A 19676-nucleotide genomic window follows, 5' to 3' on the forward strand; every position below is an offset into this window, starting at 1 on the left:
AGTGGGCGGACGGGATCAACCGAATGACTTGACGGTGCGCCAGTCCACGGACAGCACGGTCTTCACCGGTGCGCCGGTATTGGTGGTGGACGGGTGGTAGACCTTGATGTTTCCGTTGTCCTCGAAACGGGCCCAGATGTCCGGGACGCCGTCCTTGGTGGCGTTGATGTCCGGGATGCCGATCGCGACCCCCACGTTGGCCTCCGTCCAGTTGGTGCCGTAGGAGACGTCACCGTTCAGGGAGTTGGCGGCCTGCTTGAGCGACACGAGGTCGACGCTGCCGGTGCCCGTGCCGGGCTTGCCGTGACGGACGTACATGTTGCCGTTGTCCAGGTTGCGCCAGAGCAGGTCGGGCGTCGCGTCCTTGTTGATGTCGGCGATGTTGACGATGTCGCGGCGGGCCCAGGCGGAGCCCTCCATGAGCGTGGCGGTCTGGAAGGTGGCGCCGGTGTAGCCGGACAGGACCCAGAAGGCCGTGCCGGCCCGCAGGGCCAGGTCGGGCTTCTGGTCGCCGGTGATGTCGCCGATCGCCTTCATCTGCGTCCAGGTGGACGGTGCCGGGGCGCCCTGGGGCAGGCGGATCTCGATGCGGTCGTCGACGTTGAAGCTGCCGTAGCCGTCACCGGGGTAGAGCCAGAACTGGCCGTCCGGGGAGACCGAGAACAGGTCGGTCGAACCGTCACCGGGGTAGACGTCGTCGTAGTGCGCGATCAGCGCGGCCTTGGTGCCGTTCCACCAGTGGCCGGCGGGGTCGAGCTTCTTGTCCTTGGTCACGTAGGAGGCGGCCAGGCAGGTGTACAGCTCTCCGTCGGGAGCGCCGACGCAGTTCCGCAGGTTGCCGTTGGCGTCGACGATGATGAGGTCGGCGATGCCGTCGCCACCCGTGTCGCCGGGACCGTCGGCCTTGTCGCGCGGCGGCAGGTAGAACCTGTAGTCCCCGCGGATGCTCTGGTTGCCGTTGGCGTCGTAGGCGTAGACGGTCAGCACGTTCGGGCCCGCGTGCTTGGGCGTCACGTTGCTGATCGTGACCGTCCCGTTGACGGGGGTCGGCGCGTCGACGTAACCCACGCCCTCGAAGGCGTACTTGAACTTGGTGGCTCCGGCCGCGGTGAAGGTGAAGTCACCCGGCTTGCCGAAGTTCACCTTCGCCCACGTCTTGCCGTCGGCCGTGGCCTCCGTGAACACCGTGCTGGTGATCTCCGGCTGCGGCGGCGCGGTCGGGTCGACGGTGAGGCGGCACGGCTCGGTGCCGCTCGGGAAGAACGTGGAGACCTCACCGGCCGAGTCCTCGGCGCGCACGTCCCACGAATAGAGCGTGTTGGCCGTGATGTCCTTCAGCAGTACATCGTCGGCCTCGATGACCATCTGGCCGTAGCCGGTGGTCGCCGGGGTGGCGAGGTATTCCTTCTTGGCGGCGGTCGAACCGGTCTTCCAGAAGCGGAAGCGCAGCTTGGGCAGGGTGCCGTCGGGGTCGTGGCCCTTGGCCTTCAGGGTGATCTTGGTCCGGCCGATGAGGACGCTGTTGGTCGGGCCGGGCACACAGTCGCCACCGGGCAAGGAGGTGCCATAGGTGGGCTGGGACGGCGGGCGGTTGTACTGGCCCTCCATCACGGCGCCGGTCGCCTTGAACTTGCGCCAGGTCTGGGTGTCGGTCTCGGTCGTGGCGCGCATGCCGAAGGTGATGTTCCCCCAGCCCTTGTCCGCGCCCTCCTGGGCCGCGGACGTCACCGTGAACGCCTCGTAGTCGTCCGGGCAGGAGCTCGACCAGCCGTGCGCGAAGGACTTCTTGTGCAGAGCCCTGCCCCAGCTCGGCTGCGAGTTCCACGTCGTGCCCGAGGAGATCGAGCCGGTCAGCCAGAACTCCATCTGGCGCGTGGTGCAGGACCAGGAGTGGTTGTTCAGGATCTTGAACGTGGCCCAGTCGAACTTCGCGCCCTTGTACGTCTCCGAGAACCGCATCCGCCAGAAGGAGCGGGCCAGGCCGCCGGTGTCGCTCTCGTAGCCCACGCGGGCGTCGGAGGTGCCGGAGGAGAAGTTCGTACCGTTCCAGAAGCTGGAGTTCGGGTACTTCTTGTACGCCACCGTCCAGGCCAGCCAGTCGCTGTTGAGCGGCGGGTCGATGAAGACCGGGAACTTCGTGTCCTTGTCCGTCAGCAGGCCGGTCTCGGCGACGTTCAGGTGGAGCCGGGCCGCGCCGGTCTTGTCACCGTCGAGGGTGACGGGCAGCTGCGCGGAGCGGGCACCGGGCTCGATACCGGTCAGACCCGACAGCTTCAGCACGTCGGCCGTGGTCGCGACCGAGGTGCGCTGCGGAGTGCCCGGCGGCAGCTCGGAGTCGCGGCCGTTGGAGTCCCAGGCGAACGGGGTCGGGATGTTGCCGACCTCCTTGCCCGCCTTGTCCAGGACCTGGATCCGGTTGGCCTTCGCGTCCTGCCGGAAGACGGCCGTCTTCGAGCGCAGGCCGTAGGAGACGGCGGCGAGGTCCTTGTTCTGCGCGGCCTCGCGGTTCTTGACGATCAGGAGCTGGCCGAAGCCGCCCTCCTCACGTACCACCAGCAGCAGGTCGACACCCGGGAACACCTCCGGGTAGAGGGCACGGGGGCCGTCCAGCACCGGCTCGGGCAGAACACCCGGCCACGTGTAGGCGATGGTGTGACCGCCCAGGTCGACCTCGGCCAGCACGGTCTCATCGGCCAGCGGCGCGCGGCTGTACGAGCGGTCCGCACGCTCCGAGGCGGCAGCCGTACCGCCGGAGAACCGGACCGGCACGACGGCGTTGACCGGGCGCACGGCCAACTGGCCGGCGCCCTTCGTCCGCTGCAGCGTGTTGTCGATCGGCGCCCACTTGCCCTGCGTGTTCTTCGCACGCTGCGGCAGAGCGTGGATCTGCGTACGCATCTTGCCGTCGGGCATCGCCCACACGAGCTGCGTCTCGGTGGTCGCCGTGTCGACGAGCACCTTCTTCCCGATCCGCTTGGCCTCGGCCGCCGCGGCGGCCTCGTCCTTCGGACCGGTCGACGCCCGCTTGGCGTCCGTGACGGGGGACTTGGCGATCGGAGGCGTGCTCGGCTGCCACCAGGGCAGGAGCGCGGCGGTGAGTGCGGCCAGTACGAGGCCGAGGGTGAGTGTCAGCCGTGTGCGCGTGCGCACGAATGGGCTGAGAAGACGAGGCGGCGCAGGCACGGCGGTCTACTCCCGTGGGAACCAGGTTGATTGTGGACAACACAGACAGCCCCGACGGATAGCCGCGGGGCGCAAGGCGCGCACACGATCACACGATCGGCAGGTCACGTCCACGCTTTAATGATTTATGAAGCCGTTACGTACTACGTGGTAGTGGAGTGATGAACCACCAGGACGTCCTGGAATATCACCTCTTGATGGTCCATTAGGTCGCGAATTAAGTCCGATGCCCGATCTATCTCAAAGATCGGCAGTGCGGGATTCTGCTCGCGACTGCACTGTGTCGAAGATCACTTCCATGGTGCATCGCCCCCCCTCGTCGATCTTGCAAATGGAACGCGTATGACAGAAAGTGCGCACGCACGCGCCTGAATCAGGCGCGTGCTCTTTGGTGTTTCCGCACCTCTCCGTTGTCTTGTTCGTCTGGGTGGGAGTCGACGCGCATGCGTGCTTCAGAACCACTGTCATGGTCGGGGCGGGATCGCCTGGCCATGACAGAGTCACAACGACGGCGCCGTCGGCGAAGCCGCACGGCGACCGTCCTTTTGTTGTCATCGATATTGACGGTGACGAGCCTGGGTGGTCAGGCTCTGGCCGTTCCCGGCGACGGGATGACTCGTGAGGAGCAGACCTCCGAGGTCGATCTGCCGGATCTTCCGCAGAGCACCACGCTGTCGGACGACCCCCAGGCTCCGAAGGCGCTGACCACGGCGCCGGAGCAGCCGGTCACGGCGTACAAGCCGGTGGCGGTGGACCCGTGGGCGGCGGACGCCGGTAAGGCGGACCCGTCGACGGCGGCGCCGGGGTCCACGGTCCAGGTCGTGAACACGACGACTTCGGCGCTTCTGCCGGTCGGTGTGGGTGTGCCTGCGGGTCAGGATCCGGCGGCGATCGCCGGTGACTGGCAGGTCGCGGTCAAGGCGACCACGACGTCCGAGGACACCGGCGTGCCCGGCATGATCATGGAGATCGTGCCGCCGGCGACGGCGGACCCGGCGGCGCAGGTGCTCGTCGACGTCGACACCACAGCCTTCGAGGACCGCTACGGCCAGCTGGCCGCCGAGCGTTTCGGTCTCGTCCTGCTGCCGAGCTGTGTCATCGACTCCCCGGAGACCGGTGACTGTGCTCCGGACACGGGCACCGAGACCATGGCCGGCGAGAGCGAGCCGGACCTCGAGGTCGAGCGGCTGCGCAGCACCGTCAAGGAGGTGCCGGCGGCCAAGACCAAGCTGAAGGCCACGTCCGGCAAGACCAAGAACGCCGCGACCCGCCAGATCCTGTCCGGCACGATCCCGGTCGCGAACCTGCTGCCGGACGAGGACACCTCGAAGGTGTCGGGCGCCTCCGCGCGCAAGGCCGCCTTCTCGTCGAACGTGGGCGCCAACGGCCGTCAGGTCGTCGGCGCGATGGACACCGGTGCTTCGGCGTCCGGTGACTTCACCGCCTCGCCGCTGCTGTCCTCCGGCTCCTGGGCGGCCGGTTCGTCCAACGGTGCGTTCACCTACAGCTACCAGGTGCAGGTCCCGGAGACCGCCGGCGGTCTGATGCCGAAGGTCGGCCTGTCGTACAACTCGCAGTCGGTCGACGGCCGTACTTCGGCGTCGAACAACCAGGCGTCCTGGATCGGTGACGGCTGGGACTACAACGCGGGCTCGATCACCCGGACGTACAACAACTGCCGCCAGGACTCCAAGAGGGCCGGGTCGAACAACAAGGACCACAAGACGGCCGACCTGTGCTGGGGCTCGGAGAACGCCACCCTGTCGCTGGGTGGCATGACCACCGAGCTGGTGTGGGACGCGGCCAAGGGCCAGTGGTTCACCGCCAACGGTGACGGCTCCAAGATCGAGCGGATCAAGGACACGTCCAAGGACCCGCGTTCGGGCCTGAAGGACGCGGACGGCGAGTACTGGGTCGTCACCACCAAGGACGGCACCAAGTACCACTTCGGTCTGAACAAGCTCCCGGGCTGGTCGGACAACGGCACCGCCGCCGACGACCCGTACACCGACTCCGTCCTCGCGGTGCCGGTCTACGGCAACCACTCGGGCGAGCCCTGCTACAAGGGCTCGACGACCGCCGACTGGAAGAACTCCTCCTGCCTCCAGGCCTGGCGCTGGAACCTCGACTACGTCGAGGACATCCACGGCAACGCCATGTCGCTGTGGTGGGAGCGCGAGGAGAACTACTACGCGAAGAACTTCTACTTCAAGGGCCCGGTCAAGTACCACCGCGGCGGCTACCTGTCGCGGATCGACTACGGCCAGCGCAAGGACAGCATCTTCTCCGCGTCGGCCCCGGCCCGTGTGAACTTCTCCGTCGAAGAGCGGTGCTACACCGAGGGAACGCTCACCTGCACGGACGCCAACTTCACGGACAAGGACCCGGGCAAGTACCGCATCTGGTACGACACCCCGGCCGACTTGAACTGCAAGGCCGTCACCTCGACGTACACCCGCAAGTGCTGGAACGCCGGTCCGACGTTCTGGACCCGCAAGCGCCTGGACAAGATCACCACCTCCGCGCAGCGCCGTACGGACACCACCGCGCGTCAGGTCGTCGACGAGTACCAGCTCAAGCAGAGCTTCCCGGTGCTGAAGACCGGCGCGAACACGGCGCTGTGGCTGGAGTCGATCCAGCGCACCGGCTACGCCCGCAACGGCTCCACCGACGCCTCGGTGAAGCTGAATCCGGTGCGGTTCGAGTCCAACGAAGAGGCCATGCCGAACCGCGTCTACCGCGGCAGCCCGGAGACAGACCCGCGGCCCGGCTTCTCGCGTCTGCGCATCGCCCGTGTCGTCAACGAGTACGGCGGCGAGACGGTCGTCACCTACAAGCCCCGTGAGACCGCGTGCCTCGACAGCACCAACCTTCCGGGCAAGACCGACACCGCCGCGCTGAAGTCCAACACCCGGCTGTGCTACCCGGTGTTCTGGCACCCGGACGCCGAGGTCGAGGACATCGACTGGTTCAACAAGTACGTGGTCGCCTCGATCGAGGAACTCCCGAACGTCGACGGCTCGTACTCCACGCTGACCTCGTACGACTACAAGAACGCCGGCTGGAAGCTCGCCGAGGCGGAGTTCACCAAGAAGTCCACGCGGACGTACTCCCAGTTCGCGGGCTTCGAGCAGACCACGGTCACCACCGGCGAGCGCAAGGCCACGGCCGACAGCGGCGACGGCACCAGCCCCACCGAGGACGTTCCCGGCGCCGAGGGTCCGAAGACCAAGGCTGTCACCCGCTTCTACCGGGGCATGGGCGACACCGTCCCCATGAAGGACATCACGGGCGCCACCCTCACCCACAACGGTGCGACCGTCTACGACCGTGAGGCGTTCGCCGGCCGCATCGCCGAGGAGTTCAGCTACACCAACGCGACCGACGCCGACAGCAACTGGCTCACCCGCAGCCTCACCGTCCCGGCGGCCACCGAGCTCGCCAGCCGCGACCTCGGCGACGGCCTGGACCCGCTGAAGGCCTGGCGCGTCACCGAGCCCGAGGAGATCGCGTACACCAAGTCGTCGGGAACGGGTGACGACACCCGCACCCTGCGGAGTGTCCGCACGAAGACGACGTTCGAGTCGACCTACGGTCTGCCGACCTACGTCGAGTCGTTCGGCGACACCGGCAAGACCGGCGACGAGTCCTGCACCAAGCTCGAGTACCTGCACCACACGACCAAGAACCTCATCGGTCTGTCCAAGCAGGTCCTCGTCTCGCCCACCTCGTGTGCGAGCGCCAACTGGGCCGACCTCTCCACGCTGAGTGCCGCGACGCGGACCGCGTACGACAACACGGCGTACGCCACCGCGCTCGCCGACACGACCCGCGCCCTCGCGACCGAGTCGTGGTCGCTCAACGGTGCGGGCACGGGCTTCCAGACCGACGGCACGACCGAATTCGATGCCATCGGCCGCGTCATCAAGAAGACGGATACCGACCAGCAGGTGTCCACCATGGCCTTCGACCCGCCCACCGGCCAGGCATTCAAGGTCACCCAGACAAACCCGCTCGGGCATAGCCAGATTCAGGAGCTGGAGCCCGGCCGGGCGGTCACGCTCAAGACGACCGACGCCAACGGGTACGTGAGTGAGTCGACGTACGACCCGTTGGGCCGCCTGGTCGAGGCCTGGGCGGCGGGTCGCACCCCGACGACAGGTGCGGTACCCGACTTCCGCGCCGAGTACACGATCCCGGCGGAGGAGACGGACCCGGACGACTCCACCCGCAAGACCCGCAAGCCTCCGTACGTCACGACCTACAGCCGCGGCTACAAGGACCGGATCGAGAAGTCCGTCACGATCTACGACGGTCTGGGCCGTGAGCGGCAGACGCAGGACGAGGCGGACGGCGGTGGCCGTCTGATCACCGACACGCTGTACAACAGCGCCGGTGAGGTCTACCAGACCAACAACGCCTACCTCAACGAGGCCGAGCCGACCGGTGAGCTGTTCACCCCGCGCGCGGACACCACGGTTCCGAACATCACCCGCTACAAGTACGACGGCCTCGGCCGCGTACTCGAGGAGATGCCGGTCCTCAAGGTGAAAGCCCCCGGGACCACCGAGGCCATCTCCCAGGCGGTCCCCGAGAAGGCGACCCGCTACGAGTACGGCACCGACTGGTCCAAGGTGATCCAGCCGCAGGGCGCCTCCTCCTACCGGGTCTACACCGACGCTCTGGGCCGCACGGTCCGCACGGACACCATCAACCCGGCGGCGCCCGACGGCTACACGTCGATGCGCTACGAGTACGACACCCGCGGTGAGATGGTGAAGGCGGTCAGCTCCGCCGACCCGACGCACCCCTGGACGTGGACGTACGACTACCGCGGTCGGATGGCGACGGCGACCGACCCGGACACGGGCATCACCCGGAACACCTATGACCACCGCGACCGGCCGCTGACCACGACGAACGCTCGCGGAGTCACGGTCTGGAACGGCTACGACGAGCTGTCCCGGCCCAAGCAGCAGCGCCTGACCGGTTCGACCGGCACGCTCTTGGCGGAGTTCACGTACGACACCGCCCCGGGCGGCAAGGGCATGCCCGCCACCGCCACCCGCTACACGGACGGACTGGCGTACACCCAGAAGGTCAACGGCTACACGAAGGACTACCAGCCGACCTCGACCACGCTGTCGCTGCCGTCGTCGCTGGCCACCACCTGGGGCCTGCAGTCCGAGTACACCCACGCCTTCACCTACTCGGACACCGGTCAGCTGGAGGAGGCGAAACTCCCCAAGGCCGGTAAGTTCGACGCCGAGAACCTGATAGTCCGCTACAACAAGCACGGCAAGCCGCTCTCCATCTCCGGCAAGGACTGGTACGGCTCGGAGACTGTCTACTCGCCGTACGGCCAGGTCATGCGCTCCACTCTCGGGGCCCTGCCCTACCGGGTGTGGACGCAGAACTCGTACGACGAATCCACCGGTGAACTCCAGGACAAGTCGGTCTACCGCGAGCAGACCCCCCTGCCCAACGACCATCTGGTCTCCAAGCGCTCCTACACCTACGACCCGGTGGGCAACGTCACAGGCATCCGTGAGGAGGCCACCGGGATCGAGGAGCGACAGTGCTTCACGTATGACCCGCTGGGTCAGCTGAAGGAGGCCTGGACGTCCAACGACCAGACCGCCTGCACCGCCCCGAAGAACGCCGACGGCACCCTGAACGTCGCCGCCGGCAAGGACAGCTCCGGCTACTGGCAGCAGTACGAGTACGACCTCCTCGGCAACCGAACCAAGCTGACCGAGAAGGACCTCACCGGCGCCACGGCCAAGGACGCGACCACCACGTACACGTACGGTGTGGGCGCCGCCAAGAGCCAGCCGCACACGCTCACCAAGATGTCGAAGACCTACACCACCCCCGCGGGTGCGCAGGTCAAGGCCGAGGCTGAGCGTCTGTACGAGCTCACGGGTGAGACCAAGTCGATCACCTCGATCCAGCACGGCGACAAGCAGACGCTGACCTGGACGTACGACGGCAAGGTCGACCGGATCACAGGCCAGGGCACCGGTGGCAAGACCCCGTACGTGGGCCTCACCGACAAGTGCATCGACCTGAAGTCCGGCCTCGCCGCCGCGAGCCAGCCGATCCAGTTGTACACCTGCAACGCCACGGTGGCGCAGAACTGGAAGTTCACGCCGACTCCCGCCCCCGTGGATGGGACTCAGATCGACCCCAACAGGGGAACGCTCTCCGTCTACGACGACTGGTGCCTCCAGCCGGCCGCCAACACGGCCGGGTCCGCGCTCCAGATCCAGAAGTGCAGCGGCACCGCCGCGCAGGAACTGAAGCGCAACGCCGCCGGTCAGCTGACGCACATCGCGTCGAGCCTGTGCCTGGCGGTGCAGGGCGCCAACTCGGCGAGTGGCACCGCGATCGTCCTCGCGACCTGTGACGGCACCTCCGCCGCGCAGCTCTGGGCGCCGCAGAACGACACCCGCCACATCTACGGCCCCGACGGCGAGCGCCTGCTCACCATCAAGGGCAAGCAGGCCACCCTGCACCTGGGCGAGACCGAGGTCACCGTCCAGCAGGGCGGCGTCCTGGTCAACAGCCAGCGCACCTACGGTGCCCCGGGCGGCTCGGTCATGCGCTACGCCTACGGCACGGGTTCGGAGCAGCTGGTCGCTCAGACGGGTGACCACCAGGGCTCCGCCTACGCCGAGGTCGCCATGAGCGGCACGATGGCGGTGCGGATCCGCAAGCAGGACCCGTTCGGCAACCAGCGTGGCACCGCCACCACGGGCGTCAACATGCAGACGCACACCGGGTTCCTGGGCCAGACCAGGGATGACGCCTCCGGCTTCCAGCCGCTGGGCGCCCGTCTGTACGACCCGGTGGTCGGACGCTTCCTGTCCGCCGACCCGGTCATGGATCTGAACGACCCGCTGCAGTCCAACGGTTACGCCTACGCCCACAACAATCCCGTCACGCACTCCGACCCGACCGGCCTGGCGATCACCCTGACCGCCTCCGAGAAGGAGGCCGCCCTCCGTGGTGCGGGTCTGTCCGCAGCACAGGTCGCGGCTGCCCAGGCCACCATGGGCAGGTCGCTCTCATCGGTGATCCTGAGCGCCGCCTGGGGCATCCTGAGCGACTTCATCGGTCTCGGCGACGCCATGGCCTGCTTCGGCGGTGACATGTGGTCCTGCGGCAGCATGATCGTCGGGGCGATCCCGTGGACCAAGCTGGGCAAGATCCCGTCGGTGCTCAAGGCCGTCAGCCGCACCATCGACGCCATCCAGGCGTTCCGGGCGGCGAAGAAGGCCGCCGAGAAGGTCCTTAAGGCTGCCAAGGCCGCCGAGGCCGCGGCCTTGAGAGCCAAGAAGGCCGCCATCGAGAAGGCCAAGAAGGAGGCCGCGCAACGCGCAAAGAAGAAGGCAGCCGAAGAGGCCAAGAGAAAGGCCGACGCGGCGGCGGCCGCCAAGAAGAAGACCGGCAACCCGGTCCAGAAGCAGTCCCAGGCCAAGGCCGCACCGAAGTCCTCCTCGCAGTCGGGTGGCGGCGGAAAGGGTGGCGGCGGAAAGAGCGGCGGCGGAAAGAGCGGCTCCGGTGGGAACAAGCCCGGCGGCGACTCCGGCGGTTCTTCGCGGAGCAAGGGCGGCAGCAGCGGCAGCGGCGACTCCGGCAAGGCCGTAGAAGGCTGCAACAGCTTCGTGCCGGGCACGAAGGTGCTGATGGCCGACGGCTCGACCAAGCCGATCGACAAGGTCGAGACCGGTGACAAGGTCGTCGCGACCGACCCGAAGACCGGGGAGACCCGGATCGAGACGGTCACCGCGGAGATCAAGGGCCAGGGTCTCAAGCGCCTGGTCAAGGTCACCATCGACACCGACGGCAAGGCGGGCACCAAGACGGCCGAGGTCACCGCGACCGACGGCCACCCGTTCTGGGTTCCCTCGGTCGGCAAGTGGCTCGAGGCATCCGATCTGGAGTCGGGCCAGTGGCTCCAGACCAGCGCGGGCACGTACGTCCAGATCGCCTCTGTCCAGCGCTGGACGGCGCAGTCCGCCACCGTTCACAACCTGACGGTGAGCGACCTCCACACGTACTACGTGGTCAGCGAGGCCGTCCCGGTCCTGGTTCACAACGACGGCGGTTCCTGCCCCACCGATGTCGGACTCGGGTACCAGAAGGCCAACGCCGCCAAGTGGGCGAACGACAACAATCTCACCCACTACATGGACCCGAAGTACATCGACACGTGGAGTACCCACGTGAGGAGCGCCATCGACAATCCCAACACGACGATTCACGTGTACACGGAGCAGTTCGAAGGCGGCTTCGAAGGCATGGCGACAGCCGGCCTCAGGGGCGGCAAGGGCGTTCACGCCACTGCGCAGGAGATGGCATGGCTTGCGAGAGCAGTGATCGGCGGGCGCAAGTCGTGGGACAAGATCAAGTTCTACGACAAGAACGGCCTGATCGAGGACTATCCTGAGCCCATGTGGCACGAGGGCAAGTGGTATACCGCTTGGACCTTCGAATGGGCCCCGTAAGTCTGTCCTGACCCCGTGGGGCGGCTCCGCACCGGAGCCGCCCCACCGGGCTTTCTGCTCAAGGAGTCCCTATGGTTCCCCACGAAGAACCTGATGCCCCGCGCCGAGACCCTCGTCTGGTCCACTACTCGGACATCGTCGAACAGGGCGGGCTCCAGCCCGCTCTTGTCTCGTCGGCCCGCACGCACGACCTCGACCTCGGCGCCGCCGAGACCGATCCGGTATCGCAGAAGCACCATTGGAGCACTGCGGAATTTCCGTCATCACGCGGGGCCATGCGCGTCCACCTCGGCCATGGCGCGCGCAGATTCGCGATCACCCTGGACAGCCACCATGGTCATGTGTGGGCCAGCGGCAGCACCGAGGATCTGGGCCGTGCCGCCGAAGCAATGGCGTTCTGGCGTCAGGGAGCCACACTCGGCGAACTGCACGAGCGATTCCCCTTCATGGAATTCGACCGGCTGAGTCAGGCGTACGAGGAGGGCAATCCGGTCGAGACGCAGTGGGGTCTCCTCATCGAAGACGATGTGTTCCTGTCCTATCGCGAACTGCTGTCGATGCTGCGTGCGAATGGCAAGCTGGGAAGGCTGTTCCCGTTCTTTTCCCACTGGGTCCTGCGGTTGGCCCTGGACTGCTACGACAGCCAGGCCGGCGAGCTCTTGATCAAACCCACACCGGAAGGCGGCTATGCCGTTTGGTCGTCGGAGGCTCCCGAGAGCAAGCGGGACTGTAACTCGCTCGAGGAAGTCGTCGAGGCCGCCGAGGCCAAGATGGAGGAGTTCACCGCCTGATTCATCCGCTGTCGCCGTCATGGCTCAGGTCCCCCGGCCGCGTCCGGCCGGGGGACCTGATGTGTTTCAGTTCGGTTCATCGTGCTGCGGAGGTGCCGCCCTCTCCTAGTACACGCTCACCCCGTACGCGCTCAGCGCCTCCGTCACCGGCTGGAAGAACGTCGTGCCGCCCGACGAGCAGTTGCCGCTGCCGCCCGAGGTGAGGCCGATCGCGCGGCTGCCGGAGTAGAGCGCGCCGCCCGAGTCGCCCGGCTCGGCGCACACGTTGGTGCGGATCATGCCGTAGACGATGTCGCCGCCGCCGTAGTTGACCGTGGCGTTCAGGCCGGTGACCGAGCCGCTGTGGGTGCCGGTGGTGGAGCCGCGGCGGGTCACGGACATGCCGACGGTGGCGTTGGCCGCGCTGGTGATGTCCACGCCGCCGACCGTGCCGGGCTTGGCGATGGAGCTGTTGGTGTAGCGGACGATGCCGTAGTCGTTGTTCGGGAAGCTGGATCCCGAGGTGGAGCCGAGCACGGTCGTCCGGCCGGAGTTGGCGTACCAGGTTCCCGCGCCGTCGGTGCAGTGGCCGGCGGTCAGGAAGTAGTAGTTGCCCGCGCTGTCGCGGACGTTGAAGCCCAGCGAGCAGCGCCAGCTGCTGGCGTAGATCGCGTCGCCGCCGGAGATCAGCTTGGTGAACTTCCCGGGCGTGCGCTCGACGCGTATCGCCCCGGCGTTGGTGCCCGCCTGGCGCTTGATCTTGGCTATCTCCGCCTGGGAGACGGTGGAGTCGGCGGTGACGACCACGGTGTCGGTCGCCTGGTCGATGTGCCAGGCGGTACCGGCCACATCGGCGGCCAGGACGGCGTCGCTCGCGGCGGAGAGCTGCGTCGCGCTGAACGTTCCGGCGGTTTCGGCGTTCGCGGTGGGGACGGCGAGTGCCGCCGCGGCGACGAGCCCGGTGGTGACGGCAACGAGGCGGGTGCGTCTCGCGGTGGCGTTGCGGGGGGTGGTGCGCTTGATCCTCACTTGTCGTTCCTCCAGAGGGGAATCGGGGGCCCGTCGTGGGGTGTCGGGCCCGTGAGGCGCGGCCCTGGGGGCCGGCGCTGTGGGGGAGTCTCGGGCCGCCCGGGTCGGCGCCGCAAGGGCGCCTTTCGGCCGTACGGCGCTCAACTACCTTGCGGGCGAAGGGTGTTCGTCCGGGTGGTTCAGTACATGCTGACCTTGTACTTGGCGAGGGCCTCGGGCACCGGCTGGTAGAAGGTCGTGCCGCCGGTGGAGCAGTTTCCGCTGCCGCCGGAGGTGAGGCCGAGTGCCTTCGTGCCGTCGTAGAGCGCGCCGCCGGAGTCGCCCGGCTCGGCGCAGACGTTGGTCTGGATCATGCCGCGCACGGTGCCGCCGCCGGAGTAGTGCACGGTGGCGTTCAGACCGGTGACGGTGCCGCTGCGGGTGCCGGTGGTGGAACCGGAGCGCTTGACGGGCTCGCCGACGTAGGCGTCGGCGGCGGTGAAGCCGCCGGGGTGGCTGAGCGAGGCGTTGTCGTAGCGGACCAGGGCGTAGTCGTTGCCCGGGAAGCTGGATCCGACGGTGTCGCCGATCAGTGTGGACTGGGCGGAGTTGGCGTACCAGGTTCTGACGGAGTTCCCGCAGTGGCCGGCGGTGAGGAAGTAGTACGTGCTGCCGCTGCGGACGTTGAAGCCGAGGGAGCAGCGGTAGCCGCCGCCGTAGATGGCGTCGCCGGGTCCGAGCAGGGGCTTGAAGACGCCGGGGGTGCGCTCGATGGTGAGTGCGCCCGCGTCGGGGCCGGCGGTCTGCCGGATCTTGGCGAGTTCGGCGTCGGAGACGGTGGAGTCGGCGGTGACGACGACCCGGCCGGCGGCCCGGTCCACGTACCACGCGGTGCCTCCGACGTCCGCCTTGAGGACGGCGGCGTCGGCGCGGGCGAGCTGGGCGGCTCCGGCGGGCGCCGGAGCGGGGGCCGCCTGGGCCGCGGGGAGGGCGACGGCGGTGGTGGCCGCGAGGGCCGCCGCGACGGCGAGCCATCGAGCGCGCTTGGTTCTCACTGGTCTGCTCACTGGTCTCCTCACTGATCTCCTCATGGGAAAGCGGAGGGGCCCGTGGATGGCGGGCCCGTGAGACGCGATCAGGGTGTCGTGTCCCTGACACGCACGCCAGTGATAGTGGCCTTCGGCGAGCGGACGCACAAGACCGCATGCCGAACGGGCGCCCCCGGACCTCTCGCCCTCGGCGCGCGCCGCACACAGGGCCCAGGCCCGACCAGGAAGGAGAACTTCCCGGTCAGGCCTCGATCACCCGCCGCTCCCCCGCCGGCACCGCCGTGTCGAGGGTGTTGCCCGGCGGCGGGAACGGACAGATGAAGTGGTCCACGAAGGCGCACGGAGGCAGCAGCGCACGGTTGAAGTCGACCGTCACCGATCCGTCCTCCGCCGGGGCGGCGGGGCGCAGGAAGCGGAAGCGGTAGCTGTCCCGGCCGCTGGTGGCGTCCGCGAAGACCGCCCACAGCGTGCCGTCGTCCTCGACCGCGACCTGGAGGGTGTGCTCGGCGCCGTGGAGCTCGAAGGAGAGCTCGCCGGACAGGCCGAGCCCGCGCTCCTTGCCGTCCGCGTTCTCCACGCGGACGCTGCGGGCGCGCTCGTACGGCCGGAAGGTGCCCGGCACCACCCAGCGGTCGTCGTACGGGGTGGCCTCGATGCCCCGGAAGGCGCGGCGCGCCCGTGACTTCGGATCGAAGTCCCGTACCGCCCACTCCCCTTCGCGGCGCAGCACGACCAGCCGTCGCCCGGCCGACTCGACCCGGGACTCGTGGATCGGCGCGTGGTCGGCGGTGAGCCGGACGCTGCCGATCAGCGGCTCGCCGTCGACGGTGACGGCGTCCTCGGCGCCGGCGGTGAGGACCACCTCGTCACCGTCCGCACGCCACTGCCCGGGAACGGCCGGAATTCGCCCCTCCGGGTGGTCGGAGAGCCAGTACGTACCGGTGAGGGAGAGCGGGCCGTAGGGGGAGGCGACCGCGGCGACGCGCTGCTCGTGCCAGTGCTGCCAGTCCTGCTGAGGATCCGTGCTCATGGAGTCCCACCCTTCCATACGGGCGTCCATACAGCCCCGGAAGCCCGGGAGGCGACCACGGCATCGCGCCGGAGTGCCCGGCGCACCCCGCAGGCATCCGCCCGGGCCGACGGCGCCGCCGAAAACACCCACGCGAGCCGACGGGCCGTCAGCAGTCGCAGCAGCAGCACTCGCAGCTGTCGCAGGCGCAGTCGCGGCCGGTGTCGGTCCGGCAGCAGCCCTTGCGCTTCTTCCGGGACCAGGGACCCTCGTACTCCTTCGCACAGCACAGTTGGCACGTGCAGAACAGCCAGGTGAAGGCAGCGCAGCCGGCCAGGAACCCGCGCGGCTTCGGCCGCTCCGGCCCCCCGGCCCCGAACTGCGGCGGCAGCCCGCCCGGACCCCCGGGGCCGCCCGCCCCGCCGCCGTAGGGGCCTCCCCCGCCGTACGGATTCCCGCCGCCGTACGGGTTCCCCGCCCCGTACGAGCCGGAGCCGCCGCCCTGGTAGGGGTTGCCCGGAGAAGCCCCGGACGCCCCGGACGCCCCGTGCGCGCAGGTCGTCGTCCCGAACGCCCGGTCCACCGAGTTGCGCAGCTCGTGCGCGAGCAGCAGGTGCGCCAGTGCGCCGTCGACGAACTCCACGTCCCGCAGCGCCAGCCGTATCCCGTGCAGCGCGTCGTCCGCGAGCCGCCGCGCCTCCTCCAGGGAGGTGCCCGTCGCCGTGAGCGGGTTCCAGGCACCCGACACGGCGTCGGCCTGCCGGTCCTCCACGGCGTCCAGCAGATGCGCGAGGCGCCCGAAGAGCCGTCCCGCCTCGGCCAGCGGCGCGGCGTTCTCCGGCCGGCCGGCCAGGACGGCGGTGTGCGCGAACGCGGCCGCGGTCGCCGTCTCGGTCGGCTCGGTCACGGCGAGAAGCGGCGTTCCGGGCCCGGCCAGCGACTCGATCCCGCCCTGCCGGTCCACCGCGTCCACCAGGACCGCCGTGTCGAAGCCGAGCTCACGGCCGGTCCGAGCGCCCGCCCGGTCCCAGGACCTGGCGACCCGGCGGGCCGCCGCGGCGACCGGCCTGCGGGCCAACAACCCGTCCCGGTCGGCGACGTGGTCCCGTATCTTCGCCGAGGCCAGCACCAGCGACACCGTTGCCGCGAGCCGGGCCCCTTCGCCCTGGGCGACCGGGGCGCTCTTCATCTGGCGCAGCGGGCAGGGGCCGGCTGTGCGACGGCCACCAGGGACCGCCCCGGTCCTGGTGCCGGTCTGAGCCTCCGTCAGGACCGAGACGATCAGGCCGTCGTAGTTGGTGACCACCCGGGCGAACTGGCCGTGATCGGCCCGAAGTGCCAGGCAGAGACCGCAGAGATGGGCCATCCACTCCGTCTTGAGACCGTCGCCGAGACGGTGGGTGCATGGCCTGACGATTCCGAACAAGAGACTCCCCCGTGAGCCGAGCGCCGTACGCCGCGTGTCGTGCGCCGCGTGCCGTGCGCGTGTGCGACGGGCATCGTATCGAGCGGGACCGTTCACCCGTACGCCCGCCTCGTCACCCTTCCGGCCCGACTTTCATATTTTAAGTTGCGCAGCCCGTCCAATCCTCCGTCAGGCCCCGCATATCGCAAGTTTCCTGACGATTCGCCAGCAAACGGGCCTCACGTTCTGCACCAGTACCGTCACGAATCCCCTGCGCGGCGACTATCCACTTGGCGCGCGATCGTCATCATGGACCACGATGGGTATGCGGAACCACAAGTGACCGCGCTGAAAGGAGGCGTCCATGGGATCGGTGCGCAAGGCGAGTGCCTGGCTGGGACTCGTCGAGGACAACGACGAGCGTTACTACGACGACGAGTACGCCGAGGGTGCCGAGACCGGCGACGCCTGGGTGACGGACCCCCGGGTCCGGGTGGCGTCCGACTCCGCTCAGGAGCAGGGCCGCCGGATCGCGACCGTCTCCCCGGACGGTTTCCGCGACGCCCGCGGCATCGGTGAGCTGTTCCGGGACGGCGTCCCGGTGATCGTGAACCTCACGGCGATGGAGCCCGCCGACGCCAAGCGCGTGGTGGACTTCGCCGCCGGTCTCGCCTTCGGTCTGCGCGGATCGATCGAGCGCGTGGCGACGCGGGTGTTCCTGCTGACCCCCGCCGACACGCAGATCGTCAGCGGTGACTCCGCGGGGCGTGCGCAGGACGGTTTCTTCAACCAGAGCTGAGCGGGGCGCTCCCCGGCCGGATCACCTTCCGGCCACCGGACGTCCCGCCCGGCACCCTCCGCTCCGGTCAGCGCGCCGTGCGCCCGGAGCCCGCCCGCCCGGCCGGTTCACGACCGACGGCCTCACGGGTGGCGGTAGCGGTCTCACGGGAGGCGCTCTCACGGGTGGCGGTGGCGGCCTCCCGGCTGGCGACCTCGCGAGTGGCGGTCTGACGTCCGGCGGTCTTATGGCCCACCGGGTCGGGACACGTGACCGGCTCCCGGCTGGCGGGCACCCGCGCGATGGCGCCGGGGTCGGCCGCGCCGGCGAGGGCGGTGGCCTTCTCCTCCGCGTCCGGCGCGCACTCCATCACCCGGGGCAGCCGCAGCGCCATCAGCGCGCCGAGCAGCAGAAGACCCGCGCTGACGAAGAGCGTCACGTGCAGACCGTTGACGAAGGCATGCCGGGACGCGTGGTACAGCGCCGTACCGGCCGCGCCGCCGAGATGCTCGGCGACCTGGTACGCCTCGCCGAGCGAGTTCGCCGCGGCCCGGCTCGCCTCGGCTGGGACCCCGGGCACGCCCACGACCCCGGGCGCGTAGGCCGCGTTCATCACGCTGCCGAGCAGCGCGATGCCCATGCCCGCGCCGAGCTGGTACGAGGTCTCGCCGATGGCCGCCGCCCCGCCCGCGCTCTCCGCCGGGGCCTCGCTGAGCATCGACTCGTACGCCGAGAAGAGGGTGGTCTGCAGTCCGAAGCCGAGCAGCACGAAGCCGACGGTGAGCAGCAGCGGCCGGTCGTTCTGCCCCATCAGGACGAGCAGCAGCACGGCGGCGGCCGTGAGCACGAAGCCCCAGCCGACCATGCGGCGCGGCCCGATCCGGCGCAGCGTGTACGAGCCGGTGGCGCCGGCCGCCATGGCGGCGAAGGTGAGCGGCAGCAGCCGGAGCCCGGTCTCAAGGGGGCTGAGCCCGAGGACCAGCTGGAGGTACTGGACGGCGATCAGCTCCAGGCCGACCAGGGCCAGCATGGCGAGCACGATGCAGCCGACGGAGGTGGTGAAGGCGGCGCGGGAGAACAACCGCACGTCGATGAGCGGATGCGTCCGCCGTCGCTGGCGGCGCACGAAGAGGATCAGGAGCGCCACCCCGAGCAGCAGCGGCCCCGCGGTTGCGACGGAGAGCAGGGGGTCGCCTGCGCCGATCCGCTTCACGCCGAGGACGGCGCCGAGCACACCGGCCGCCGCCATCAGCGCGCCGAGCACGTCCCAGGGGCCGTCGCCGCTGCCCTTGGACTCGGGGAGCAGCCAGCGGCCGAGCGGCAGGATCAGCGCCATCAGCGGGATGTTGATCAGGAAGACCGAGCCCCACCAGTAGTGCTCGACCAGGAAGCCGCCGAGCACCGGTCCCGTGGCGGCACCGACGGCGGCGACCGCCGTCCAGATGCCGATGGCGGTGGCGCGCTCCCGCCGGTCGGGGAAGACCGCCCGGAGGATCGACAGGGTGGCCGGCATGATCATCGCGCCGCCGACGCCGAGGAGGGCGCGGGCCCCGATGAGCACCTCGGGAGTGGTGGCCAGGGCGGCGACCGCGGAGGCGAGTCCGAACAGCGCGTAACCGAGCAGGAGCACCCGGCGCCGGCCGACCCGGTCACCGAGCGTGCCGAAGAGGATCAGCAGCGAGGCGCAGATGAGCGGATAGGCGTCGACGATCCAGAGCAGCGCGGTGGAGCTGGGGCGCAGGTCCTCGGTGAGCGAGGGGACGGCGACATGGAGCACGGTGGCGTCCAGCGCGACCAGCAGCAGGCTGACACAGAGAACGACGAGGACGACCCAGCGGTTGGCATCGCCGCCGGCGGCGCGGAGCCGTGCTCCGGCCGTGATCGTCCGCTGCATGTCCGTACCTCCCAGTGAATCCCTCGCGCTCGGTGGGCGCCGGCCGGGGCGCTTGTCCTCGGGGCGG

9 protein-coding genes are annotated in these 19676 nt (G+C 69.2%); 3 read left to right on the top strand and 6 right to left on the bottom strand.

Annotation, left to right across the window (positions count from 1 at the left end; translation table 11 throughout):
• Positions 1 to 15: 15 nt before the first annotated feature.
• Complete coding sequence (locus tag ACIRB4_RS14440; RefSeq protein ID WP_403291132.1) at positions 16 to 3150, bottom strand: DNRLRE domain-containing protein; 3135 nt, start codon at positions 3148 to 3150, stop codon at positions 16 to 18.
• Between the two features lie 644 nt (positions 3151 to 3794).
• On the opposite strand from ACIRB4_RS14440, the gene ACIRB4_RS14445 reads away from it, so the two are divergent.
• Together ACIRB4_RS14445 and ACIRB4_RS14450 are read left to right on the top strand one after the other, a co-directional pair.
• Positions 3795 to 11696 (top strand): ricin-type beta-trefoil lectin domain protein, encoded by a 7902-nt coding sequence (locus tag ACIRB4_RS14445; protein ID WP_403291241.1) that lies wholly within the window; start codon positions 3795 to 3797, stop codon positions 11694 to 11696.
• A 71-nt stretch (positions 11697 to 11767) separates the two neighbouring features.
• Complete coding sequence (locus ACIRB4_RS14450; RefSeq protein ID WP_403291133.1) at positions 11768 to 12487, top strand: hypothetical protein; 720 nt, start codon at positions 11768 to 11770, stop codon at positions 12485 to 12487.
• Positions 12488 to 12592: 105 nt separating this feature from the next.
• Here the strand turns inward: ACIRB4_RS14450 and ACIRB4_RS14455 are convergent, their stop codons facing one another.
• The 4 genes from ACIRB4_RS14455 to ACIRB4_RS14470 all read right to left on the bottom strand — a co-directional run bounded on the left by ACIRB4_RS14455 (position 12593) and on the right by ACIRB4_RS14470 (position 16958).
• The gene (locus ACIRB4_RS14455) at positions 12593 to 13495 is read right to left on the bottom strand and encodes a S1 family peptidase (RefSeq protein WP_403291135.1); all 903 of its coding nucleotides are present in this window, start codon (positions 13493 to 13495) and stop codon (positions 12593 to 12595) included.
• 179 nt (positions 13496 to 13674) lie between these two features.
• Positions 13675 to 14565 (bottom strand): S1 family peptidase, encoded by an 891-nt coding sequence (locus ACIRB4_RS14460; protein ID WP_403291136.1) that lies wholly within the window; start codon positions 14563 to 14565, stop codon positions 13675 to 13677.
• Between the two features lie 199 nt (positions 14566 to 14764).
• A complete protein-coding gene (locus ACIRB4_RS14465; protein WP_403291138.1) occupies positions 14765 to 15553 on the bottom strand; it encodes a DUF1684 domain-containing protein in 789 nt (262 codons plus the stop codon).
• 148 nt (positions 15554 to 15701) lie between these two features.
• Positions 15702 to 16958, bottom strand: coding sequence for a DUF5685 family protein (locus ACIRB4_RS14470; protein ID WP_403291140.1), 1257 nt, complete (start codon positions 16956 to 16958; stop codon positions 15702 to 15704).
• Between the two features lie 343 nt (positions 16959 to 17301).
• Between ACIRB4_RS14470 and ACIRB4_RS14475 the strand changes: the two genes are divergently transcribed.
• Complete coding sequence (locus ACIRB4_RS14475) at positions 17302 to 17736, top strand: cell division protein SepF (RefSeq protein WP_403291142.1); 435 nt, start codon at positions 17302 to 17304, stop codon at positions 17734 to 17736.
• Between the two features lie 67 nt (positions 17737 to 17803).
• Here ACIRB4_RS14475 and ACIRB4_RS14480 read toward each other — a convergent pair whose 3' ends face one another.
• Complete coding sequence (locus ACIRB4_RS14480; RefSeq protein WP_403291144.1) at positions 17804 to 19609, bottom strand: MFS transporter; 1806 nt, start codon at positions 19607 to 19609, stop codon at positions 17804 to 17806.
• Positions 19610 to 19676 lie beyond the last annotated feature (67 nt).

The organism is Streptomyces sp. NPDC093600 (genome assembly GCF_044764755.1).
Lineage (GTDB): Bacteria > Actinomycetota > Actinomycetes > Streptomycetales > Streptomycetaceae > Streptomyces.

What these genes read in the sequence shown, in the direction of transcription:
- ACIRB4_RS14465 (WP_403291138.1), bottom strand. Translation starts at nt 15,553, where the DNA reads ATGAGCACGGATCCTCAGCAGGACTGGCAGCACTGGCACGAGCAGCGC.
- ACIRB4_RS14475 (WP_403291142.1), top strand. Translation starts at nt 17,302, where the DNA reads ATGGGATCGGTGCGCAAGGCGAGTGCCTGGCTGGGACTCGTCGAGGAC.
- ACIRB4_RS14445 (WP_403291241.1), top strand. Translation starts at nt 3,795, where the DNA reads ATGACTCGTGAGGAGCAGACCTCCGAGGTCGATCTGCCGGATCTTCCG.
- ACIRB4_RS14450 (WP_403291133.1), top strand. Translation starts at nt 11,768, where the DNA reads ATGGTTCCCCACGAAGAACCTGATGCCCCGCGCCGAGACCCTCGTCTG.
- ACIRB4_RS14460 (WP_403291136.1), bottom strand. Translation starts at nt 14,565, where the DNA reads ATGAGGAGATCAGTGAGGAGACCAGTGAGCAGACCAGTGAGAACCAAG.
- ACIRB4_RS14480 (WP_403291144.1), bottom strand. Translation starts at nt 19,609, where the DNA reads ATGCAGCGGACGATCACGGCCGGAGCACGGCTCCGCGCCGCCGGCGGC.